Genomic DNA, 22,600 nt, shown 5'->3' with positions numbered 1-22,600 from the left:
CTCCTGGATCGTCGGCGGCCTGGCTACACCGCCGTCGCCAGGGCCCCGATCAGCGCGGCGACGGCGTCGTCGTGTCTGGGCAGGGTCGGCGTCGCCCGCGCGATGACCGCCTCGATCTGTTCCAGCTGCTGACGATTGAGGGTCGGGTCCAGGGTGTCCGCCAGGGGGCTGTAGCCCTGGGCGCGCACGCCCTGGCCTTCCAGCACCGCCAGCCAGCTGGCCTCGCGGAACAGCTCGTCGGACGTCAGCATCAGGCGTCCGGCTCGCCGATACTGCTCTTCCTTGTCGACCAGGCTGTCGGGCAAGGCCATGTGTCGGGTATGCCGCCACAGCGGCGTCTCGTGTCCTTCGGTGGCGTGGTAGTGCAGGATCAGGAAGTCCTTGATCCCATCCATGTCGCGTCCGAACAGCGTGTTGAACTGCCGCGCCAGGCCTGGGTCGCAGTCGCGATCGGGGAACAGGGTGATCAGCTTGGCGATGCCGCTCTGGATCAGGTGGATGCTGGTCGACTCCAGCGGCTCGAGGAAGCCGGACGACAGGCCGATGGCCACGACGTTCTTGCGCCAGGTCTCGCGCCGGAACCCGGCCTTGAACCGCAGGAACCGCGGCGCGTCGAGCGCCGCGCCGTCCAGGCCGCCCAGCAGCGTCGCCGCCGCCTCGTCGTCGGAGAGGAAGGCGCTGGAATAGACGTAGCCGTTGCCGGTGCGGTGCTGCAGCGGGATGCGCCATTGCCATCCGGCCGGGCGCAAGGTCGCGCGCGTATAGGGCGTGGTTTCGGCCACGCGGGCGCAGGGCACGGCGACGGCCCGGTCACACGGCAGCCAGTGGGACCAGTCCTCGAAGCCGGCCTCCATCACCCCGTCGATCAGCAGCGCGCGAAAGCCTGAACAGTCAAGGAAGAGGTCGCCCTCCAGCCGCTCACCGCGATCGGTGGTGAGCGCCGTGACAAAGCCCGTGTCCGGGGCGCGCTCCACCGTCTCGAGCTTGCCTTCGCGCCGGGTCACGCCTCCAGCTTCGGCCAGACCGCGCAGGTATTTCGCGTAGAGCATCGCGTCGAACTGATAGGCGTAGCCCAGGGTCGAGAGGATCGATCGCGCTTCATTGGTCGGCTTGGCGAACCGGTTGGCGGCCGCCAGTTGGGTCGCCAACGAGAAGGCCGACAACGGACGGTCCAATCCCTCGGCGCAGGCCTTCAGCCATCGCTGATGAAACGGAACCGGCCCCAGATCGACGCCGTAGCGCCCGAACGGATGGAAATAGCGGTGGCCCGGCCGGGCCCAGTCGACGAATTCGATGCCCAGCTTGTAGGTGGCCTTGGTGGCGCGGACGAACTCGGCTTCGTCGAGACCGATCAGCTCGTTGAACCATTGGATCGTCGGGATCGTCGCCTCGCCGACCCCCACCGTGCCGATCGCTTCGGATTCGAGAAGATCGATCTTCAGCTGGGGCCCGAAGGTCTTGGCTAGCGCGGCAGCCGCCATCCAGCCGGCCGTGCCGCCGCCCAGGATGACCAAACGCCTGACTCGATCCATCCCCGAACTCCTTTTTGAGATTCATATTGCAATCGTTTGTACAAAAGGCAACACGAGTTGCGGCGGCGTCGCCCCGGCGGGAAACGCCGCGGACTAGGCGGTTGAATGGGATTGCCGTACAGCTCCACTGCCCTTTGGCGTTTGACGGAGGGCAGCAACGGGCCCGATCGCGAACGCTCGCGGGTATCGACGTCGACAGGAATAGAGGGACGGTCTCTGGAAAAGCCAGCTCGCATCCGCACTCTTGCTGACTTGGCCAAGCTCGCGGGGGTGAACACCGCGACCGTCTCGCGCGCCCTGGCCGACAGTCCTTTGGTCAAGACCGACACCAAGGCTCGCATCCAGGCGCTGGCCCAGGAACATGGCTTTCGCCCCAACCAGATGGCCAAACGTCTGCGGACGCAGCGTACGGGCGTGGTCGGCGTCGTGGTGCCGCTGGGCCACGAGAAGCGCCAGCACCTGTCGGACCCGTTCTTCATGGCGATGCTCGGCCACCTGGCCGACGCCCTGACCGAGAACGGCTACGACATCATGTTGTCGCGCGTCATCCCCAACACGCCTGACTGGCTGGAGGCCGTGATCGGTTCGGGCATGCTCGACGGCGTGCTGCTGATCGGACAGTCGGACCAGTTCGAGGCCATCGAACGCGCGGCCGCCCACTACCGGCCGCTGGTGGCCTGGGGAAGCCACTGGCCAGAACAGGCGCACTGCTCGGTGGGCACCGACAACTTCGCTGGCGGACGCATGGCGGGCGACCGCCTGGTGGCCGGCGGAGCGCGCCGCGTCGCCTTTCTCGGCGAGGTCCGCACCCCCGAAATCAGCCAGCGTCACGCCGGCCTGTGCGCCGCTCTGCAGTCGGCCGGGCTGGCCGCTCCGCTGCAGTTCGATGTTCACCTGGCGTCCGACGTCATGGAACAGGAGATCTCCGCCCACATCGCCAAGGTTGGCGACGCGATCGACGGGATCTTCGCCGCCTCCGACGTTATCGCCATGACGACCCTGCGCGTGCTGGCCGATCGCGGCGTGGCCGTCCCCGGCCAGATCCGCGTCATCGGCTATGACGACATCCCGCTGGCCGCCCAGACGGTGCCGCGCCTCACCACCGTCCGGCAGGATATCGCCACCGGCGCCAAGGCCATGGTCGAGGCGCTATTCGCCCGCATCGGGGGCGAGGACGCCGCTTCGGTCCAGATGACCCCGGTGCTGGTCGGTCGCGATTCCGCCTAGGCACCGAGCGGGCGTCGGGTTGACGCGCCGCGGGCGACCGATCTTTCGCTATCGTCAAAAATCGCGTCGCACGGAAGCTTTGCACAAAATGCGAACGATTGCATTTAATCTTGCAATCCTTTGTTGTTTCGATATCCAGCACTATGGCCCGCGCCAGGCATCGCCTCCCCGCTGCCCCGAGCGCGCCAGCGCTCGGGGATCTTTTGACTGATCGAGACTTTCAATGACGCCCACGAGCCCTTCCGGCCTGCCGGCGGCGCATCCGCACGAGAAGGATGTCGAGCGTCGGTTCCTGGCCCATTGGCCCAGGCTGGAGGCGCGATTGGCCGAGGTCTATGGCGGCGACCCGCGCTGGGCTGGCTTCATCGGGGCGCTGAAGGATCGGGTATGGGCGGCGGCGATCGCGCGTCCTGCGGCGCTACGCGACCTCGACTCGCGCCGGGAGGGTTCCCGGGACTGGCTGAGCGCGGCGGGCCAGACCGCCTACACCTTCTATGTCGACCGCTTCGCCGGCGACCTGCCGGGCGTTCGCAAGCGTCTCGACTATCTGGATGACCTGGGGGTGCGCTGGCTGCATCCATTGCCGCTGCTGCGGCCGCGGGACGGAGACAGCGACGGCGGCTTCGCCGTGGCCGACTATCGCCAGGTCGATCCGCGCCTGGGCGACATGGACGACCTGGAGGCCCTGGCCTGCGACCTGCGGGCCCGGAATATGGGCCTGATCGTGGACGTGGTCTGCAACCATACCGCCCGCGAACACGCCTGGGCCAAGGCCGCCCGCGCCGGGGATAAGGCCTTCCAAGACTACTACATCACCCTGAGCGCCGAGGAGGCGGCCGAACGCGAGCGGCGCCTGATCGATGTCTTTCCCGACACCGCGCCTGGCAGCTTCACCTTCGACCCGGACATGGGCGGCCATGTCTGGACGACCTTCTATCCGTTCCAATGGGACCTCAACTACGCCAATCCGCAGGTCTTTTCCGAGATGCTGGAGGTGCTGGTGTTCCTGGCGTCCAAGGGCGTGCAGGGCTTCCGGCTCGACAGCGCGCCTTATCTCTGGAAGGCGGCGGGAACCACCAGTCGCAATCGCCCCCAGGCCTATGCGATCGTCGAGGCCTGGCACGAAGCCCTGGCCATCGTCGCGCCCTCGGTGGTGCTGGTCGCCGAGGCGATCGAGAGTCTGGACGACGTCGTTCCGTTCTTCGGCCGTGACGGGCGCGGCTGCGACCTGGCTTACAACAATGCGGTGATGACCGCGCTGTGGGGCTCCCTGGCCGACGCCAACGCCGGCGTCTTCAACCGCTGCCTGGCGGCCTCGGCCGGCAAGCCTCGCCGCGCGGCCTGGCTGAACTATGTCCGGTGCCACGACGACGTGATCTGGAACGCCCTGGCGGCCTACGCCCCGTCCGAGGATCTGGCCCGCTGGTCGGCTTTCTACGGCGAGGGCGGAGGGTTCTCGCATGGACGCGCCTTCCAGACCGCGCCGGGCGGCGTGCCCTCGACCAACGGCATGGCCGCCGCGCTCGCCGGCCTTCAGCCCGGCCAGGGCCCCAGGTCGCCCGGCGCGCATCGCTTGGCGCTGCTCTACGGGATCGTCCATGCCCTGGACGGTTGGCCGCTGATCTATATGGGCGACGAGATCGGCTTGCCGAACGACGAAGACTACGAGGCCGACCCGCTGAGGGCTGGCGACGGACGCTGGCTGCATCGCCCGGCGATGGACTGGACGGCGGCGGAACGCCGGACCCAGGACGGAACGCTGGAAGCCGAGCTCTTCGGCTGCCTCCGCCGCCTCGGCGTCCAGGCCAGGACGCTGGCCGCCCACGGCGTCGCCGGTCCGGCCCTGCCGGTCGCCCTGGAATCGCCGGCCATCCTCGCCTTCGAGCGGGCCGAAGGCGCGCAGAGCCTGCTGTGCCTGGCCAATCTGGCGGAGGCCCCGCTGTCGACGCGCTTGCCCCTGGCCTATTCGGCGACGACGCGCGACGTGCTCACCGGACGAGATCGTCAGGGGGGATCCATCGATCTGGGTCCCCATGAACTGGTCTGGCTGGTGACGACATGACCTCGCCGGTTGCGTCCCGGACGTCGTTCCTCTGGACCTGGCCGCGATGGCGCCGTGACGATCGCCGCGCCTAAGGCGTCGGAACAAGCATGATCGGGACGCAGAGCCCGGAACGGGGAGGCCAACATGATCCGGACGGCATTGGAAGAGCGGGCGTCGAACGTCGGGCTGATCAAGCTGATGACCTTCCTGATGTTCATGATGTTCGCCATGACCACCGACGCGGTGGGGGTGATCATCCCGCAGATCATCAAGACCTTCGGACTCGACCTGACCGCCGCCGGCGCCTTCCATTACGCCACGATGGGCGGCATCGCCCTGTCCGGGCTTTGCCTGGGGTTCCTGGCCGATCGCATCGGCAGGAAGGCGACGATCATCGTGGGCCTCGCCGGATTCGCGGCCTCGGCCCTGGTCTTCGCCGTCGCCGAGCGGTTCGCCGTCTTCGTCGCCCTTCTGTTCGTGTCGGGCATGGCCATCGGCGTGTTCAAGACCGGCGCCCTGGCCCTGATCGGCGACATCTCCCGGTCGACCCGCGACCACACCGCGACCATGAACACCGTCGAGGGCTTTTTCGGCGTCGGCGCCATCATCGGGCCGGCGATCGTCGCGGCGCTGCTGGCGGCCGGAACGTCGTGGAAGTGGCTCTATGTGATCGCCGGAATCCTTTGCGTGGGCCTGATGGCGGCCGCGCTGCTGATCCGTTATCCCGCGCCGCGCAGCGAACGCGAGCCGGTCGGCCTGGACAAGACCTGGCGCGTGGCCAGCGACCCGCACGCCCTGATCTTCAGCGCGGCGGCGATGCTCTATGTCGGCGTCGAGACCGCGATCTATGTGTGGATGCCGACCCTCCTGACCGGCTATCGCGGCCCCGGCGCATCGCTCGTCGCCTTCGCCCTGCCCGTCTTCTTCGTCCTGCGCGCCGGCGGCCGGTTCCTCGGGGCCTGGATGCTGGTCCGCCTGCCATGGGCCCTGGTGCTGGCGATCTGCGCCGCGGCGATCCTGATCTGCTTCGCCGGCGCCCTGACCGGCGGACAAGCCGCGGCGGCCGTCCTGCTGCCGCTGTCGGGCCTGTTCATGTCCGTGGTCTATCCGACGCTGAACTCCAAGGGCATCAGCGGCTTTCCCAAGGCCGAACACGGCGCGGCGGCCGGCGTCATTCTGTTCTTCACCTGCGTCGGCGCCGTGGTCGCGCCGCTGGCCATGGGCATGGTGAGCGACGCCCTTGGCGGCCCCCTCTATGGCCTGGCGCTCGCCTGCGGCCTGGCCTTGATCCTCGCCCTGGCGACGCTGGCGAACCTCATCTGGAGCCCGTTCGCGAAGCGCCTGGCGGCGTGTGACGACCGCGAGTATGGCCGATGACGAGCGACTCGACGCCCGGCGGATGCGCCTCAGCGGCGCCTGACCACGCAGCGGATACCGACGTGGCTGGTGGCGCTCTCGACCGTCTGCATCAGAGGGGCGCTTCCACGTATCCCTTGCGCAGTTTCTCCTCGACCAGCTTGGCGACTTCGCGACGGGCGCGCGTTTCGCTGTCGTAGGACTTGGTCATCACCTGGCCCTTGGTCCCGACACGGCCATACACGACCGTGACGTCCAGCCCCTTCTGCCCAATGCGCCAGAACTTGTTCGAAGCGCCCTGCTGGAAAAGGAATTCCTGCATGTGCTCCGGCAGCGAAAGCCCCGAAGGCGACGCCTTCGGCTCCGCGGGCTCCAGGCGCGAGGGCGCCGCCTCGATCGGCGCGGCCAGGCCCTTGAGCAGCGCGTCGTCCTCGAGTTCGGTCTCCGCGCCGCTGGTCAGCCGGGCCTCGATGCGCTCGACCACGCCCAGCGGGTCGCGCAGCCAATCGACCGACAGCACCTCCATCACCGGCCAGCCGAAGTTGCGCAGGACGGACGGGCGGAACACGTAGCGCTCGCGCACGCGCGCCCGGTCCTCGCCCGGCGGAGGGTCGAGGAGGACGCCGAGCCCGTAGCGCTGTCCGTCTGGGCTGGCGATGGCCAAGTCACAGCGGAACTGCGAGCGCCCGACGTGCTCGTGCACCGCGTGCCCACGCTTGCGCAGGGTCGCGGCCAGCGAGGCGCGCAACGGGTCGACGGGGGGCGCCGAGGCGAAGGCCTGGCGAGCGCCGGGGTTCAGGGCGCCCAGGACCGCCTGCGACCGCTCCCCCTCCCCGCGCGCACTGGCCTCGGCGAACTGCAGGAACGCCCTGAGCGCCGCCGCGCCGTCGTTGTGGGTGTTGGTGATCGCCTCGGCGCGGATCGTCGAGACGACGGCCATGCGGTGCTTGGCGCGGCTAAAGATCACGTTCAGGCGCTTTTCCCCGCCTCGCTGGTTGATCGGGCCGAAGTTCATCAGCATCCGGCCGTCCGGCCCCGGTGCGTAGCAGATGCTGAGCAGGATGATGTCCCGCTCGTCGCCCTGCACATTCTCCAGGTTCTTGACGAACAGGCCGTTGAACTGGTCATCGTCCTCGCGGAGGTACTCCTTCTCCAGCAAGGCGGCGAAGGCGGCGTCCTCGTCGGCCAGGGCGTCGAGGGCGCTTTCGATCTCGCCCTGCTGGGCTTCGGAAAACGCCACGACGCCGATGCTCAGCCCCGTCCCGCGCAACAGCAGCTCACGCACCATGCCGGCGATGCACCGCGCCTCGGGGAGGTTGCAGCGGCTGACATAGACACCGTCCTCGACCAGGTGGAAGCTGAGCGGCCGCTCCAGCAGGTCATCGACCGCCAGCCTCGCGGCGCCCTCGGCGTCGGAGCGTCGCGCGGCGATCTCGGCGGTCTGTCCCTCGATCCGCTGATCGGGAATGGTGATCAGCCGCCCCTCGTAGAAGGCGGCGTTGGAGAAGCTGATCAGCGACTCGTGGCGGCTGCGATAATGCCAGGCCAGCAGGGTGGCCGGCAGGTTGCGGGCCGCCTGGTTGAGCAGGCTGTCGGCGTCCAGCGTGATGGCGATCCGCTCGCCGTCCTCTTCAGCGAAGACGGTGTTCTCGTCCTCGTCGGTCGAACTGGAGAAGAAGCTCGTCGGCGGCAGTTGCATCTCGTCGCCGACCACCACCACCTGGCGGGCGCGACTGAGCGCCGGCACGGCCTCTTCGGTCGGGATCTGGCTGGCCTCGTCGAAGATGACCACGTCAAACAGGTCGCCGCGCAACGGCAGGGTGTCGGAGACCGACAGCGGGCTCATCAGCCAGATCGGCTTGAGGTCATTGACCACGGCGCCGGTGTCGGCGCCCGCGATCTCGCGGATGGCCTTGTAGCGCATGGTCTTGCCGAACTCGTGCTCCAGCTCGCGCCGACCGCTGGCGTAGCGCTTGCGGAACTGGCGACCGGCCTCGTCGAGCTGCGCCACCGACAGGGTCGAGCGGCGCACGTTCTCCAGGAACTTGCGATGCTGGGCGGCGCGGACCATGGCGGCGTTCCGCTCCAGCCCGACCGTCTCGGCCCGCTCCACGCGGCGCGCCGCCTGGGTCAGGTCGCGGCTGTCGAAACGCGCCAGCTCCGGATCCTGGCGCATGAGGCGGGCCAGCGATTCGGCGGCGACCAGCGCCTCCAGCCCGTCCGGTGGCAGGGCGATGTCCTGCAGCATGCCCGCATAAGCCGGCCCCGCCTCGTGCACGGCGCGCAGCAGCGGGATCAGGTCGGGCAGGTCGTCCAGGGCCTCCCGCGTGTCGCGCAGCCACTCCAGCAGGTCGTCCAGCGTCCATTCGGGCGGCAGACGCAGGTCGGCCCCGACGATCGCGGCCAGACGGGACACGGGCTCGACCGCCAAGGCGTCCGCCCGGGCGGCGTCGGGCGCGTCGCGCAAGGCCTCGACCATCCGCCGCAGCAGCGGGCTGGCGCGGAGTTGCTCGACCAGGCCGTCGAGGGTCGAGACGAAGGCGGCGAAGTCGCGGACAGCGTAGCCCGTGCGGAGCGCCTGCTCGGCCGCGTTCCGCGCCGCCACGGCCCCATGCTCGGCCGCCAGATCGGCCAGCAGGGCGGTCAGGCGCGGCTTCACGGCGTGCTTGCCGAAGTCGTAGCGGCGGCCCAGCTCCTTGCCGAGCCGCCACCAGGCCGGCTTCAGGACGCGCAGGACCGAGCCCTCCTCGCGCCGAGCGATGTCGAGCGCCGCCGCCGTGTCCTGCGGCGACAGCTTCTCCAGCCAATGCGTCGTCGCCTTGCCGGCCTCCGCGACGGCGTCGTCCAGCCGGGCCAGGTCGGCGCGAGCCGCTTGCAGGTCGCGCGCCGACGGGCTGGCCGGATCCAGCAGGTCCAGCCGTCCGACAAGATCGTAGGTCGTGATCCGCGCCGCCGCGTCGGTCAGGGCCATCGCCTGCGGCAGGGTCAGGTCGGGTTTCAGCAACTGGCCGTCGTTCTCGAACGCCGCGTCGAGCTCATCGAAGACGGTGTCGCAGGCCTCGAGCATCTCCTGGGCCCTGGCGTAGGCCCGTGGATCGGCCAGCAATGCGCCGGAGAGCCTCGCGAACGGATGGCTGGCCAGGTTGTCCAGACCGAAGCGCTCCGACAGGACCCGCACCAGTCGCCCCAGCAGGTCGCGCTGGGCCTCCCAGGTCGCGTAGTCCGGCAGGCGTTCGCGGACCGCCGGCCCGACGTCGGGATCGGGCGGCGGCAGGGCGATGGCCCGCCGGACCAGCGCCCGCACCGGCAGGGCCAGGCTTTCGGGCGCGGCGACCATCGCGGTCTCGAACCGCTCCAGTCGCGCCAACTGCTCTTCGGCCAGGCCAACGGCGGACTGGCGGGCGGCCGACAGGCGGTCAAGGTCGTCGCCCTGCGCCACCCACTGCTCATAGCCCTCGCGCAGGTTCTGGACGAACGCCTTCTTGTCGGTCTGGGAGTCGTGGATCAGGCAGCAGAGATCGTCGAGCCCGCTCTGCTTGAGGCGATGGAACACCACGTCCAGGGCCGCCCGCTTCTCGCAGACGAACAGCACCCGCTTTCCGCGGCCGGCGTAGTCGGCGACCAGATTGGTGATGGTCTGCGACTTGCCGGTGCCCGGCGGTCCCTGGATGATGAAGCTGCGGCCGCTCCTCGCCACCCCGACGGCGGCGTTCTGGGTCTCGTCGGCCGAGACCACGTTCCAGCGGTCGCTCAGCGGGATCGGCGGCGGCGGCTCGGCTTCGACCTCGCGCGGCTCGATGGAGAAGATGCGGTCGAACGCCGGATTGGGCGCCGGCTCGTCGATGAGCTGGTTGTAGTCGCGGACCAGCGACATCTTCTTGTAGTTGAAGTTGGCCAGGGTGACCTGGGTCAGGTCGAAATCCCAGGCGAACTTGTGCCCGTCGTCCTCCGGCATCGAGAAGGTCAGGTTCTCGATCTCGCCCGTCGGCGCGACGGCGTGCACGGGCCGGGCCGCGACTCGCCCGCCGACGGAGCCCCGCAGCGGCAGGGCGCTGGGCTTCACCATCTGCTCGAACATGGCCAGGCCCAGCGGGCGGTAGTCGTCGCGGTCGTAGCTGAAGTCCGGCCGGCCGATGCTGGCCCGCCGCAGGTCGCGTCCCCGCCGGCGCTGGAACTGCTGCAGGCGCTGGACGGCCTTCTGGTGGATCAGCTTGATCGACGGCCGGGTGTGCAGGCGAAGATCGACGCCGGGCTCCGAGGCGTGGATCTGGGCCCGCAGGTCCGCATGGATCTGCTCGATCGAGACCTCGCCGAGATCGATCGTCTCCGGCAGACGGATGTCGTGCAGCTGGCGCAGGTGATGGCGCAGGGCGGGGTTGAATTCCGCCTCGTCGCTGGTGGCGTGGAGGACGTATTGGTCGGTGACGCCCTTCTTCTTCACCAGCTCGACGGGCAGCCACAGCAGCGGCGAGGTGATCCGCTCTTCCGGCGCGTCCTTCAGATTGTTCCAGCGCAGGAAGGCGATCACCAGGCGCAGATGGCTGAAGCCAAATTCAGCCCGGTCACGGCGCGTTTCCTGGATCAGCCGGTCGAGCGAATTGGGAAGATAGGTCTGGTCTTCAAAGCGCAGCCAGCGGCGAAGGCTCACCGCCCGGCCCGCCGCGACCTCGGCGGCGAACTCGCCGCCCCAGGTGCAGATCTGGTCGGGCTTGACGCTCTCCAGCCGCACCACCAGCGGCACGCTGGCCACCGTGAGGTTCACGCTCGCCTGGGTGGGCCGGAAGTAGAGCAGGCGATTGCGGCGCGAGAGATCGAACAGGCGGTCGCGCAGGTGCGCCAGCACGGCGGTGCGCCGCGGCGCGGCCCCGTCCGTCGTGGCCAGGACGCGGTCGATGTTCAGGGCCTGCGGCTGGTCGCGCCAGGTCTCCAGGCGATGGATCAGCGCGGCCAGGTCGGTCGCCCGCTCGTGACGGTTCAAGGCGGTCATCTCGGCGATGACGCTGGCCAGCACGGGGTTCAGGCGGTTGACGATGGCGAACAGGTTCTGGCGATGCGAGGCGAAGCGGTCCAGATCCTCGGCGTCGGTGAAGTCCAGGCCCGAGGCCAGGGCGGCCAGGACCAGGCCCAGCCGGAAAATGTCGGTGATCTCGTCGTGATGACCCAGCCGTTCTTCCCACGACTCGAACCCGACCAGATAGACGGGCTTGGTGATCGGCTTTTCAAGGTCCCGTTCCGCCCGCAGGGTCTCGACCTGAAAGCCCGCCTCGGAGTCGCGCGTGACCCGCATCTCGTCGATGATGTTCAGGGCCGAGGTCGGCGGCGGCTGGACGGCCTTGATGGCGTCGAGCCGGTAGCGCGGCAGCGCGCCGTCCGGCCGCCGCAGCCGCAGTACGCCGCCGGTCTCGAGGATGTCGCCCGGCCCCAGGTCAGCGACGCGCCCGTGCTGGTGCAGCGCGCTCACCGATTGCAACAGCGGCAGGATCGAGAACAGGACGTCGTCCATCGGCAGCGCCAGGCCGTCGTTCCTGGCCAGGGCCTCGCGCAGGCTCAATTCCACGGGCTCCTCGGTCACGCGGCGGCCTTCAGCTTGCGAGCCAGACCCTCGACCTCGCGCTTGGGCAGGCCGCCCTCGCGCTTGAGCGCCTCGAGAAAGGCCTCGGCGCGGCCCAGGTCCTTGGCCGCGCGCGCCGCTTCCAGCAGGGCGTGGTCGCGCACGTCGGGATCGGCCAGAGCCAGGTCGAGCATCACGAAGCCGAGGTAATCGCGGACGCTGTCGTCGGCCTGCTCGGGCGTGATCGCGTCCAACTCCACCGTCGCCTCGGCGTCGGACCAGTCGGGGAAGTAGCGCTTCACCTGGCTCATTACCAGGTCGCTGCGCATCGCTTCCTGGGCGACGAAGCGGGAGACGAAACGGCGGGTCAGGGTTTCGAGCTCGGCCTGATCGATCAAGTCGAGCTTGCTCATCGACAGCGGCCCTTGGAGGCGGAGGCGCAGCCAGTCGTCCAGCCCCGGGTCGCCCTCCACCCATTTGCCGACCGCCTGGGCCCGTAGATAGATTTCCGGGTGCGACTGTCCTTCGGACAGGCGAGGAGGCCCCGCCTCCAGCTCCCTGGCCTGGGCAAGGTAGGCCTCCGGATCCACGGCATGGATCCCTGTCCGCACCTTGACCAGGGTCGAGATCGACGGGCCGGCGGCGCCGGTGACGAAGGCCGCCCCGCGATCGGCATAGACCTCGGTGAAGAGATCGTAGAGGCGCGCGGTGTTGGCGTGGCTGGCGCTCGCGCCGGGGTCGGCCAGGGTATGGTCGAGGATGCGTGAGACGGTATGATAGTCGCCGCCGTCCAGGGACCACAGGCGATAGTGCGACAGCTCGTGGCCGAGCAGCGCGGCCAGCTCGTCCGGGCCGAGCTTCTCCAGCACCGGGCCGTAGAACAGGACGTGCACCTCGCCCGGCAGGTAGAACAAGGCCGCGTTCATGCTGTCGCCGCCGGCCTGATAGAGGGTGACGGGCGCCTCGATCTCCAGCTTCGCCATCACCGCCCGGCAGGCGGCGTAGACGTCAGGATGGGACTCGGGCGTCAGGCGGTAGGTCTCGCGCAACAGGCCGGCCCGCACCTCCTGCACGTGCTGGTCCTGCGCCGCGAACGACGACGCCCACTTCCAGACCTCGGGCTCGGCGCGCTTCAGGTAATCCACGAGCCGCAGGTGGTACGGCAGGGGGCGCAACGCATCCCCAAGCTCAAGACTCATACGCATAGTCGCCCCAACCGCCCGCCTCTCGCTGGGCGCGAGCAGCAGGTTAGCCTAGTCCGCCTTACAAACCAGCGTCCATAGCAACGCGCGCGACGTGGCCGCGGCGGCGAGCGGATCGACAGGCTTGACGTCAGCTCGTCGGCGAAAACGTGCTTGGTAGCGCCGCCGCTTAGCCTCCCGGGTGCAGTCCCGGCGCTTCCTGGCCCGTACGGGTGACGTATTCCGTATAGCCGCCGCCGTACTGATGGACGCCCTCGGGCGTCAGCTCCAACACTCGGTTCGACAGGGCCGCCAGGAAATGGCGGTCGTGTGAGACGAACAGCATGGTGCCCTCGAAGTCCGCCAGGGCCGCGACCAGCATCTCCTTGGTGACCATGTCGAGGTGGTTGGTCGGCTCGTCCAGCACCAGCAGGTTCGGCGGGTCGAACAGCATCTTGGCCATGACCAGGCGCGCCTTCTCGCCGCCGGACAAGACGCGGCAGGGCTTTTCGACATCGTCGCCGGAGAAGCCGAAGCACCCCGCCAGCGTGCGCAGCGCGCCCTGCCCTGCCTGAGGGAACGAACGCTCCAGAGATTCGAAGATTGTCTCTTCGCCATCCAGCAGGTCCATGGAGTGCTGGGCGAAATAGCCCATCCTGACACTGGCCCCGACATTGACCGCGCCCTGGTCGGGCTTGGTGTCGCCGGCCACCAGTTTCAGCAGGGTCGACTTGCCGGCCCCGTTGGCCCCCAGGACGCACCAGCGTTCCTTGCGGCGCACCAGGAAATCCAGCCCCTCATAGATCGGCTTGTCGCCATAGCCCTTATGGACATTGCGGAGGCTGATCACGTCCTCGCCCGACCGCTGCGGGCTCTGGAATTCGAACTGGACCGACTGGCGACGACGCGGCGCCTCGACGCGCTCGATCTTGTCGAGCTTCTTGACCCGGCTCTGGACCTGGGCGGCGTGCGAAGCGCGCGCCTTGAACCGCTCGATGAACTTGATTTCCTTGGCCAGCATGGCCTGCTGGCGCTCGTACTGGGCCTGGCGTTGGGCCTCGCCGAGCGCCCGCTGCTGGTCATAGAAGTCCAGATCGCCCGAATAGGTGATCAGCGAGCCGCCATCGATCTCGACCACCTTGCCGATGATGCGGTTCATGAACGCGCGGTCGTGCGAGGTCATCAACAGCGCACCGTCGTAATTCTTGAGGAAGGCCTCCAGCCAGATCAGGCTTTCCAGGTCCAGGTGGTTGGACGGTTCGTCCAGCAGCATGCCGTCGGGGCGCATCAGCAGGATTCGGGCCAGCGCCACGCGCATCTTCCAGCCGCCGGACAGCAGGCCGACATCGCCGTCCATCCGCTCCGGGCTGAAGCTCAGGCCGGCCAGCACCTCGCGGGCCCGCGCCTCCAACGCATAGCCGTCCAGTTCCTGGAAACGCTCCAGCACCTCGCCATAGCGTTCGAGGATGGCGTCCATCTCGTCGGCCTGGTCCGGATCGACCATCGCCGCCTCCAGCCTGGCCATTTCGGCGGCCAGCGCGCTGACGGGACCGACGCCGTCCATCACCGCGGCGACCGCGCTCTGGCCCGACATTTCGCCGACGTCCTGGCTGAAATAGCCGATCGTCATGCCGGGCTCGATCGCGACCAGTCCGTCGTCGGGCTGTTCCTGGCCGGTGATCATGCGGAACAGCGTCGTCTTGCCCGCGCCGTTCGGGCCGACGAGCCCGACCTTTTCGCCCTTCTGGACGCCCATCGAAGCTTCGATGAACAGGATCTGGTGGCCGTTCTGCTTGGAGATATTGTCGAGGCGGATCATGGGCGGTCTGCTAACGCGGGTCGGACCAGAACGCCAGCCTTAGAGCCATGGCAATTCGAAGCGACGACGACGCCGGCTAGCCCTTCGGGCGCACCGTCACCGTCTCGACAGGCCCCGGGCGCCGCCGCGCCATGTCCGTCCGGCCCCACGATGCGAATGTCGTCGCCGCCCTCCCCGCCACCTGCTCGCGAGCACGATCTTCGCGTCGATCGCTCCGCGCCGAGGCCGATCGTTGACTCGAAGCGCATGTTCATATTGTATGAATGTATGCATACACAGGAACACATCCTTGGCGCCTTGCGAATAGAGGGGACCGGCGTTCCCATCTATGTGCAGTTGCGGGAGCAGTTCCTGAGGGCGATGGGCGCGGGGCTGCTGAAGCCCGGCGATCAGATGCCGACCATGCGGCAGGTGGCCGTGGCGTTGCGCATCGACCTCAACACCGTGCGCCGCGCCTATGACGAGCTGGAACGCACCGGCGCCCTGCGCCTGGAACGTGGCCGCGGCAGCTTCGTCGCCGAACCGCCCCGGCCGCTCGACGCGCGCGCCCAGACCCAGGCGGCTGACGATCTGGCCCGCCAGACCCTCGCCCAGGCCGCGGCCATGGGCGTCGAACCGGAACTCTTGATCCAACGCATCGCGGCGCTCGCCGCCAAGAAGGAGGACTGAAATGACTCCCCTGCCTCAACTCCGCCTCGGCGAAAGCCTCGCCGGACGGCTCAACGCCCCGGCCATGGTCCTGATGGTGGTGCTCATCATCGCCGGCGTGGCCCTGCTCGCCACCGGCCAGGCGCCGTTGCAATGGCTGGGCGGCCTGATGATCGCCGTCGGCGTTCTGACGCCGCTGGCCCTGAAGATGGCCCAGCAGTGGGAGCGGGCGATTGTCCTGCGCCTGGGGCGCTTCCATCGCGTGGCCGGACCAGGCCTCTTCCTGACCATACCCGTGGTGGACGAGGTCGCCTACTGGATCGACCAGCGCATCCAGACCACCGAGTTCAACGCCCAGCAGGCGCTCTCGAAAGACACCGTGCCGGTGAACATCGACGCCGTGATCTTCTGGCAGGTGCACGACACCGAGCGGGCGGCCCTGGAGATCCAGGACTATAAGCGCGCCATCGCCCAGGTCGCCGAGACGTCCCTGCGCGAGATGGTCGGCTCCTCGACGCTGGCCACCTTGCTCGCCGAACGAAAAAAGAGCGACGGCGTCCTGCGCGAGGTGATCGGCCGCAAGACCGCCGACTGGGGCATCTCGGTGATCTCGGTGGAAATCCGCGACATCGGCGTGCCCGCCGGGTTGCAGGACGCCATGAGCCGCCAAGCCCAGGCCGAGCGCGAGCGCCTGGCCCGCGTGGCTCTCGGCCAGGCCGAGCAGGAGGTGGCGGAAAAGTTCGTCGAAGCCGCCGAGATCTACGCCCGCTCGCCGACCGCCCTGCAGCTGCGCGCCATGAACATCATCTACGAGACCACCAAGGAAGGCGGCGCCACCATCCTGCTGCCGACCGCGATGGTCGACGCGATGAACCCCGGCGGCGTGCTGGGCCTGACCCAGGCGGCGACGGCCAGTCGCGGCGCGCCGCCGAGCGCGACCTAAGAGGAGCCAGGGCGATGAAGAAGACGGTGTCATGGGCTGCGGCCCTGGCGGCGGCGCTCGGCCTGCTGGCCTCCGCCGCCCGCGCCCAGGAAGCAACGGGCGACTGGCATGGCGTGCTGAAGGTCGGTCCCAGCGAGCTGCGCGTCGGGCTGACGGTGACCGCCGGCCTGGACGGCGTCCTGGCCGGCCAGCTGGTCAGCCCCGACCAGGGCGGCGCGGCGATCGCCCTGAGCGAGGTGCGCGGCCAGGGCGGCAGGCTGTCTTTCTCGGCGACCGCCATCCATGGCCGCTTCGAGGGCGCCTGGGACGCTCCGCAGCAGGCCTGGGTCGGGTCCTGGACACAGGGCGTCTCGCTGCCGCTGACCCTGACCCGGGGCCCCGTTCCCGTCGCCGCCCGGCCGCAGACGCCCGGCAGACCCTACCCCTACCGCGAGGAGGAGGTCGCCTTCGACAGCGCTCCCGGCGTCCGGCTGGCCGGAACCTTGACGCTGCCGCCCGGCGAGGGCCCCTTCCCCGCTGTCGTCCTGATCACCGGCTCCGGGCCGCAGGACCGCAACGAGACCCTTGCGGGGCATCAGCCGTTCCTCGTGCTGGCCGACCACCTGACCCGCAAGGGTGTCGCCGTGCTCCGGTTCGACGACCGGGGCGTCGGCAAATCCACGGGCGGTTTCGCCGCCGCGACCAGCAGCGACTTCGCGGTCGACGCGGAAGCCGCGGCCGCCTTCCTGCGCGGACGCCCGGAGATCGCCGCCGGCAAGGTCGGCCTGCTCGGCCACAGCGAGGGCGGCATGATCGCCCCGATGGTCGCCGCGAAGGACCCGAAGATCGCCTTCCTCCTCCTGCTCGCCGCCCCGGGCGTGCCGGCGCGAGCGCTCTTGACCGCTCAGCGCCAGGCGGTGATGGCCGCGCTCGGCGCTCCGCCCGAGGCCATCGCGCGCAGCCAGGCCCTAATGACCAAGGTTGACGACGCCGTGCTGCAGGCCAAGGACGCGGACGCCGCTCGCACCGAGGTGACGCGCCTCCTGTCCGAGGCCCGCGGCGACCTCCCGCCGGCCGCCGCAGCGGTTCAGGCGAGCATGATCGGCAGTCCCTGGTATCGCGAATTCATCGCCTACGACCCTGGCCCCGCCCTCGCGAAGATCCGCGTCCCGGTGCTGGCGCTGAACGGCGACAAGGACATGCAGGTGATCGCTGAGCAGAACGTGCCGGCGTTGCGGGCGGCGTTGCGCGACGACCGGGATGCGACCGTCATGGCCCTGCCCGGGCTGAACCACCTCTTCCAGAGCGCCAGCACAGGCTCGCCCCAGGAGTATGGCCGCATCGAGGAAACCTTCTCCCCCGCCGCCCTGGAGATCATTTCCGACTGGATCGCGGCGCGGACCCGCCCCTAGCTCACCCTTCCGAGGCGGTGGGCGCCGACGTTCCGATGGCGCCGCCATCGGAACGTCGGTCACAGGTCAGGCGAGATAGGCGCCGCGCAGCTGGGCGATCTTCCGGTCGGTCAGGCCAAGGCGGGCCTTGGCCAGGCCGACCGGACCCCCGAACTTGACGTCCATCGAAGCCAGGGCGCGGCGCATGACCTCCGGATCCGAGCCCATGATCACCTGCAGAACCTCCGGCGGCATCTTGGCGAAGGCCTGGGCCTGCCGGGCGGACACGCCGCTGGTCCCCGCGCCGCTCGACATCTGCTTCATGTAGTACGATGGCGGGGTGTAGACCTGGGTCAGGGCATAGTCGGCGATCACCGTCTCGCGCGGGACGCCCAGCACCGACAGGATCAGCGCCGAGGCCACGCCCGTGCGGTCCTTGCCCGCGCTGCAGTTGAAGGCCAGCGGCCCCTCATTGGCGACCAGGCGCGCGAACATGTCGGTATAGTGCGGGGTCAGCATGTCGATGAACGACACATAGGCGTCGGCGAAGCCCTGGATGGCCTGTTCGCGATTGGACAGCTTCATCAGCGACGCCATGGAGCCGCTCATGTCGTAGTCGGTCGCCACCACCTCGGGGCCGCCGGCCTTCAGGAACGGATTGGGTTCGGCCGTACGCTCGCCCGGGCTGCGCAGGTCGCAGATCACCGTGATCCCCAGTTTCGAGAGGTAAGTCATGTCGGGCGCCGTCAGGCCGCTCATCACGCCCGAGCGGTAGATCCGGCCCCATTTCACCTGGCGGCCATCGGCCGCGCGCCAGCCGCCCAGGTCGCGGAAGTTGCGGCCGCCCTCCAGCGGCAACAGCCGCTCGGCGACGCGGGTCTGGCGACCGTCGGCCGCCGTGACCAGGAAGTACGGGCGGGGCGAAACCGGCGCGGCCAGATCCGCCGTCGCGCCCGATGCCGCAACCAGCGGACGCATGGCGGCCTTGGTCGCGCCCGGATCCGCCGAGACGAAGACCGAAACAGCCCGGGCGCCGGTCCAGCCCAGGCGAACGGTCCCGGGCGCGGTGCGGGCGGCCTTGGCGTCCAGCCCAGTCGCGGCGCGGGCGGCGGGCGCCAGCGCCAGGGCGCCGGCGCCCGTGAGGAAAAGACGTCGATCCATCTTCAGGTCTCCCATCGCTCTAGAATTTCACGTTGGCTTCGACGCCGAAGGTGCGCGGCTCGTTGTAGATCGCGTACCTGCCCAGGGCGGCGTTGGTGTTGCGCAGGAAGGCGTAGGACTCATTGGTCAGGTTGCGCGACCAGACCGACAGCTGCAGATCCGGCGCCCCGTCACCCAGCCTGATGTCGGCCAGGGCCAGGCGGCCGTTCACCGTGAACGACTTGTCGCTCCGCGTCGGGTCGGTGGTGCTGGTGAACTGGCTGTCGGCGAAGTTGGCGTCCAGGTGCGCCTTGAACGTCGCGCCCAGGGCCGGGTGGACATAGTCGACCGCGACGCTGCCGGCGTTCCTGGGGCTGTACAGCGGATAGATGGTCGACTGGGCGTTGGTGAACGGGTTGAAGGCCTTCGACAGCTTGACGTCGGTGTAGGCGTAGGCGCCCGACAGGGTCAGGCCCTCCATCGGGAGCAGGGCGAAGTCGAGCTCCAAGCCCTTGGTCTTGCCCGAGGCGGCGTTGGTGGTTTCCAGGGTGCCGCGGTTGTTGCCCACGATGATGACGTTGAAGTCGACCTGGGCGTCCTTGATGTCGCCGGTGAACGCCGCGACGTTCAGGCGTACGCGGTGGTCCCAGAACTCGGTCTTGGTCCCGACCTCGAACATCTTGACCTTCTCGGGATCGAAGGCGCGATAGGTCAGCGAACGCGAGTTGGCGCCGCCGGCCTTGTAGCCCGTGCTCCAGCGGCCATAGAGGTTGATCTCCGGCGTCAGTTCGTAGGCGACGCTGACCAGCGGGTCGAAGTGGCTCCAGGACTCGTCCAAGGGGATCGCGCCGACGACCGTGTTCTTGTTGGCGTCGACGTAGCTGGGCAAGGCGCCGTTGACCACGTCCAGCGAGCCCTTCTTGGCGTCGCGGGTGATGCGGCCGCCGACTGTGACATGGGCCCTGTCGTCCAGAACCGGCGGCGTCCAGGACGCCTGGCCGAAGGCGCCGTAGCTGGTCGTGGTCACCCGGCTGGCGCGATCCTTCGGAACGGTGTTGAAGTCGATCGAAAGCTGGGTGTAGCCCGTGCCCGTGGCGTTCCATTGCAGCGAGTTGGGGGTCTGGGCGTTGTCGCTGACCTTCTCGCGGAAATAGAAGACGCCGGCCACGTAGTCGAGGCGCTCGGTCTTGCCGACCAGTTGCAGTTCCTGGCTGTCCTGGTCCTGCCAGACGCGGGCCACGCTGTAGCGGGCGAACGGCCCGTTCGGCGCGAACACGGACAGGGCCACGGCGCCGTTGTCGAACTGGGTCTGGGTCAGCTTGCGGTACGAGCTGATGGACTTCAGCTCCAGATCGTCGGCCAGGGTCCAGGTCAGGTTCAGGCGATGGCCGCGCGTGTCGCCCTCGCTCATCTGCAGCGGCACGCCGACATTGGCGCGCTTGGCGCGGTCGGGCTGGAGCGGCGTCAAGGGCGCCAGCGCCAGCGAACCCTTCTTCTCCAGCTGCACATAGTAGGGCGTCGAGCCGTCGTACGAGACGTCGAAGGCGTAGTCGGCGTTGAAGTGGTCGCTGGGCTTCCACGCCGCTTCCAGGTTCACGCCGCGCTTGTCGTAGCTGTTGAAGTCCGGCTGGCCCGAAGTGGTCGGGTTGGTGGTCGTGCCGCCACGCTTGCTGAGCAGGGCGTCGATCTTGACGCTGACGCCATGGAACGCCGGCAGATCCAGATGGGTCTCGGCCTTGTAGGCGTTGTAGTCGCCGTAGCCGACCGTGGTGTTCATGCCGAAGACACCCGTCGGCGCCTTGGTGACGATGCTGACCGCGCCCCCCTCGGTGTTGCGGCCAAACAGCGTGCCCTGCGGCCCCTTCAACACCTCGATGCGCTCGACGTCGTAGAGCGCCGAGCCCAGGCCCTGGGCCCGGCCCAGATAGACGCCGTTGACATAGACGCCGACAGCCTGGTCGCGGGCCGGCTGGTTGGCGTCGCCCAGGGCGCCGATGCCGCGCATGCCGATCGTCAGGGCCGACTTGCGGGCGAAGAACGGGGCCACTCGCAGCGACGGGATCGCGCCGTCGCCCAGGTCCTCGATCGACTGCACGTGGCGGGCCTTCAGGGCTTCGCTGTCCATGGCCGAGATGGCGATCGGGGTGTCCTGAAGATCCGTCTTGCGCTTCTGGGCGGTGACGACGACCTGCTCCAGGCCCACCGCGCCTTCGGCGGCGGCGGCGGCGGCGGGAGCGGCCGGCGGCGGAGCGTCCGCGGCGCGGGCCGCGCCGCAGAGGGCCAAGGCCGCCACGCCCGTCAACAGGCCGGCGCGCCGCGCCGCCATCTCGAAGTTCCGCTTCATCTGTGTCCCCCAAGTTTTCCCGGCGGACCGCCGGGCTCGGGGCGCGTCTAAGCTTTATCCGTGACCTCAGAACGAATGTTATGTTTCAGTTCCGCGAAGGTCGTCGCGGATCCAAGGACAGCCTTGCGATCTGGATGCGGGCGGGGAATATGCGCCATGGTCGCCCGTCCGCCCGCCTTGCCCCTTTCCGCCGCCTTTGCGTCCGCGCGGGCCCCGGGGTCTCACGACGACACCCGTCAACGCCTCGTCATGGCGGCGGGACAGCTGATCGCCGATGGCGGAATCAGCGCCGCCTCGGCGCGCGCCATCGCCGCCAGCGCGGGCACGGCGCCCAGCGCGATCAACTACAACTTCGGCAATATAGAACGATTGTTACTGACGGTTTTCGAGCAAGGCGTCGAGGAGACTCGCGCCTGGTTGCAGGATTGCTCGCACACCCTCGCCGCCCTGCCCGCCTCGCCGGACGGCCTGGCCTGGGCCCTGTTCCACCTGCTCGGCGCCTGGGCCGGCGACGGCCGTCGCCTGGCCCTGATCTATCAGGAGACCGTCGCCGCCGATCCGGGCCATGGCCCGGCGGCCGCCTGGACCCGTCTGTGGCGGGACTTCTGGATCGACGCCGCCGCACGCTGCGGCCTCCCGGCGGTGGACGGCCGCGTCCTGCACGCCTTCTTCGAACACGAGGCGCTGTACAATCTCTCGGCCTGGTCGCCGGCGTTGGAGAGCGCCGGACTGGCCGAGATGGTCGATCACTTGGCGACGATCTGGCTGGGCGCCCGTCCCCGCCCGTCGCGCGAGGCGATGGTGCAGGCCGAGCGCCTGGCCGGGACGCGCCCCCACGGCTCGGTGCCGCCGGCCGCCATGCGCATCGCCAAGGCGGCCGCGAAGGTCGTCGAGGACAAGGGCCTGGCGGGCCTGACCCATCGCGCCGTGGCCGCTCGCGCCGGTGTCACCACCGGCTCGGTGACCCACCATTTCCGTTCGATCGAGGATCTCGTCGCCGGCGCCATCCGCGGCCAGGTGCAGGCGATGACCGAAGACGCCGCCGCCCGGGACGACGCCGGCCCGTCGCTCGACGAAGCCCGGACGGCGCAGGCTCTGTTCGCGGCGTTACGCCTGCACGTCACCTCTGACCTTCCATCGCCCGCCGTGCTCCGTCGCCGGCGCCTGTTCCTCGCCGCAGTCCGTCGAAAGGACCTTGCGGCGGCTGGGGCTGTGATCCGCTTCTCGTATGGCGGCACCTTGCGCGACAGCCTGGGCCGGGTCTTTGGCTTCTCCGGCCCGGACCTCGTGCTGCACGCCAGTGTGTTGGCTCGCCTGCTGGCGGCGATCTGGTTCGCCTGCGCCGGCGACGAAGACCCGGCCGCTTCGCGCTCGGCGCTGTTCGAGCGGATCGAGGAGCAGTTCCGCGCGCACCTGGGCGCCGCCTGAACCGGAAGGGCAAGGCC

13 protein-coding genes are annotated in these 22,600 nt (G+C 69.1%); 7 read left to right on the top strand and 6 right to left on the bottom strand.

All coding sequences use genetic code 11. The features are described from left to right. Nucleotides 1-23 precede the first annotated feature (23 nt). Nucleotides 24-1,532: a tryptophan halogenase family protein gene (locus ASD47_RS05165; protein ID WP_056752594.1), complete on the bottom strand. Its 1,509-nt coding sequence runs from the start codon at nucleotides 1,530-1,532 to the stop codon at nucleotides 24-26. A 252-nt stretch (nucleotides 1,533-1,784) separates the two neighbouring features. On the opposite strand from ASD47_RS05165, the gene ASD47_RS05160 reads away from it, so the two are divergent. The 3 genes from ASD47_RS05160 (at nucleotide 1,785) to ASD47_RS05150 (ending at nucleotide 6,180) form a co-directional block, all read left to right on the top strand. After that, nucleotides 1,785-2,759, top strand: coding sequence for a LacI family DNA-binding transcriptional regulator (locus tag ASD47_RS05160; RefSeq protein WP_255355499.1), 975 nt, complete (start codon nucleotides 1,785-1,787; stop codon nucleotides 2,757-2,759). Nucleotides 2,760-2,982: 223 nt separating this feature from the next. Next, nucleotides 2,983-4,821 carry an alpha-amylase family glycosyl hydrolase gene (locus tag ASD47_RS05155; protein WP_056752592.1) on the top strand — a complete coding sequence of 613 codons (1,839 nt, stop codon included), beginning with the start codon at nucleotides 2,983-2,985 and terminating at the stop codon, nucleotides 4,819-4,821. A 126-nt stretch (nucleotides 4,822-4,947) separates the two neighbouring features. Continuing rightward, on the top strand, nucleotides 4,948-6,180 hold the full coding sequence (locus tag ASD47_RS05150; RefSeq protein WP_056752589.1) for an MFS transporter: 1,233 nt from the start codon (nucleotides 4,948-4,950) through the stop codon (nucleotides 6,178-6,180). Between the two features lie 91 nt (nucleotides 6,181-6,271). Here ASD47_RS05150 and ASD47_RS05145 read toward each other — a convergent pair whose 3' ends face one another. From ASD47_RS05145 to ASD47_RS05135, 3 genes are all read right to left on the bottom strand, one after another. Continuing rightward, on the bottom strand, nucleotides 6,272-11,731 hold the full coding sequence (locus ASD47_RS05145; protein ID WP_056752586.1) for an AAA domain-containing protein: 5,460 nt from the start codon (nucleotides 11,729-11,731) through the stop codon (nucleotides 6,272-6,274). Further along, complete coding sequence (locus ASD47_RS26490; protein WP_230983941.1) at nucleotides 11,728-12,885, bottom strand: M48 family metalloprotease; 1,158 nt, start codon at nucleotides 12,883-12,885, stop codon at nucleotides 11,728-11,730. The genes ASD47_RS05145 and ASD47_RS26490 overlap by 4 nt, the downstream gene beginning before the upstream one ends. A gap of 196 nt (nucleotides 12,886-13,081) precedes the next feature. After that, entirely contained in the window at nucleotides 13,082-14,710 is a 1,629-nt protein-coding gene (locus ASD47_RS05135; protein ID WP_056752580.1) for an ABC-F family ATP-binding cassette domain-containing protein, read from the bottom strand. Between the two features lie 267 nt (nucleotides 14,711-14,977). Between ASD47_RS05135 and ASD47_RS25985 the strand changes: the two genes are divergently transcribed. The 3 genes from ASD47_RS25985 to ASD47_RS05120 are packed head-to-tail and all read left to right on the top strand — an operon-like array spanning nucleotide 14,978 to nucleotide 17,692. Beyond that, nucleotides 14,978-15,379 (top strand): GntR family transcriptional regulator, encoded by a 402-nt coding sequence (locus ASD47_RS25985; protein ID WP_162251620.1) that lies wholly within the window; start codon nucleotides 14,978-14,980, stop codon nucleotides 15,377-15,379. Nucleotide 15,380: 1 nt separating this feature from the next. After that, nucleotides 15,381-16,301: a slipin family protein gene (locus ASD47_RS05125; RefSeq protein WP_082564472.1), complete on the top strand. Its 921-nt coding sequence runs from the start codon at nucleotides 15,381-15,383 to the stop codon at nucleotides 16,299-16,301. Nucleotides 16,302-16,315: 14 nt separating this feature from the next. After that, nucleotides 16,316-17,692 (top strand): S9 family peptidase, encoded by a 1,377-nt coding sequence (locus ASD47_RS05120; protein ID WP_056752575.1) that lies wholly within the window; start codon nucleotides 16,316-16,318, stop codon nucleotides 17,690-17,692. A gap of 66 nt (nucleotides 17,693-17,758) precedes the next feature. Here ASD47_RS05120 and ASD47_RS05115 read toward each other — a convergent pair whose 3' ends face one another. Further along, nucleotides 17,759-18,832 (bottom strand): tyrosine-protein phosphatase, encoded by a 1,074-nt coding sequence (locus ASD47_RS05115; protein ID WP_156402119.1) that lies wholly within the window; start codon nucleotides 18,830-18,832, stop codon nucleotides 17,759-17,761. Between the two features lie 19 nt (nucleotides 18,833-18,851). Next, a complete protein-coding gene (locus tag ASD47_RS05110; protein WP_082564471.1) occupies nucleotides 18,852-21,155 on the bottom strand; it encodes a TonB-dependent receptor in 2,304 nt (767 codons plus the stop codon). Nucleotides 21,156-21,311: 156 nt separating this feature from the next. Between ASD47_RS05110 and ASD47_RS05105 the strand changes: the two genes are divergently transcribed. Next, nucleotides 21,312-22,583: a TetR/AcrR family transcriptional regulator gene (locus ASD47_RS05105; protein ID WP_162251619.1), complete on the top strand. Its 1,272-nt coding sequence runs from the start codon at nucleotides 21,312-21,314 to the stop codon at nucleotides 22,581-22,583. Nucleotides 22,584-22,600 lie beyond the last annotated feature (17 nt).

The sequence above is a fragment of the Caulobacter sp. Root1472 genome (assembly GCF_001426985.1).
Classification (GTDB): domain Bacteria; phylum Pseudomonadota; class Alphaproteobacteria; order Caulobacterales; family Caulobacteraceae; genus Caulobacter; species Caulobacter rhizosphaerae.
This window is presented reverse-complemented; position numbering and strand designations above follow the sequence as displayed.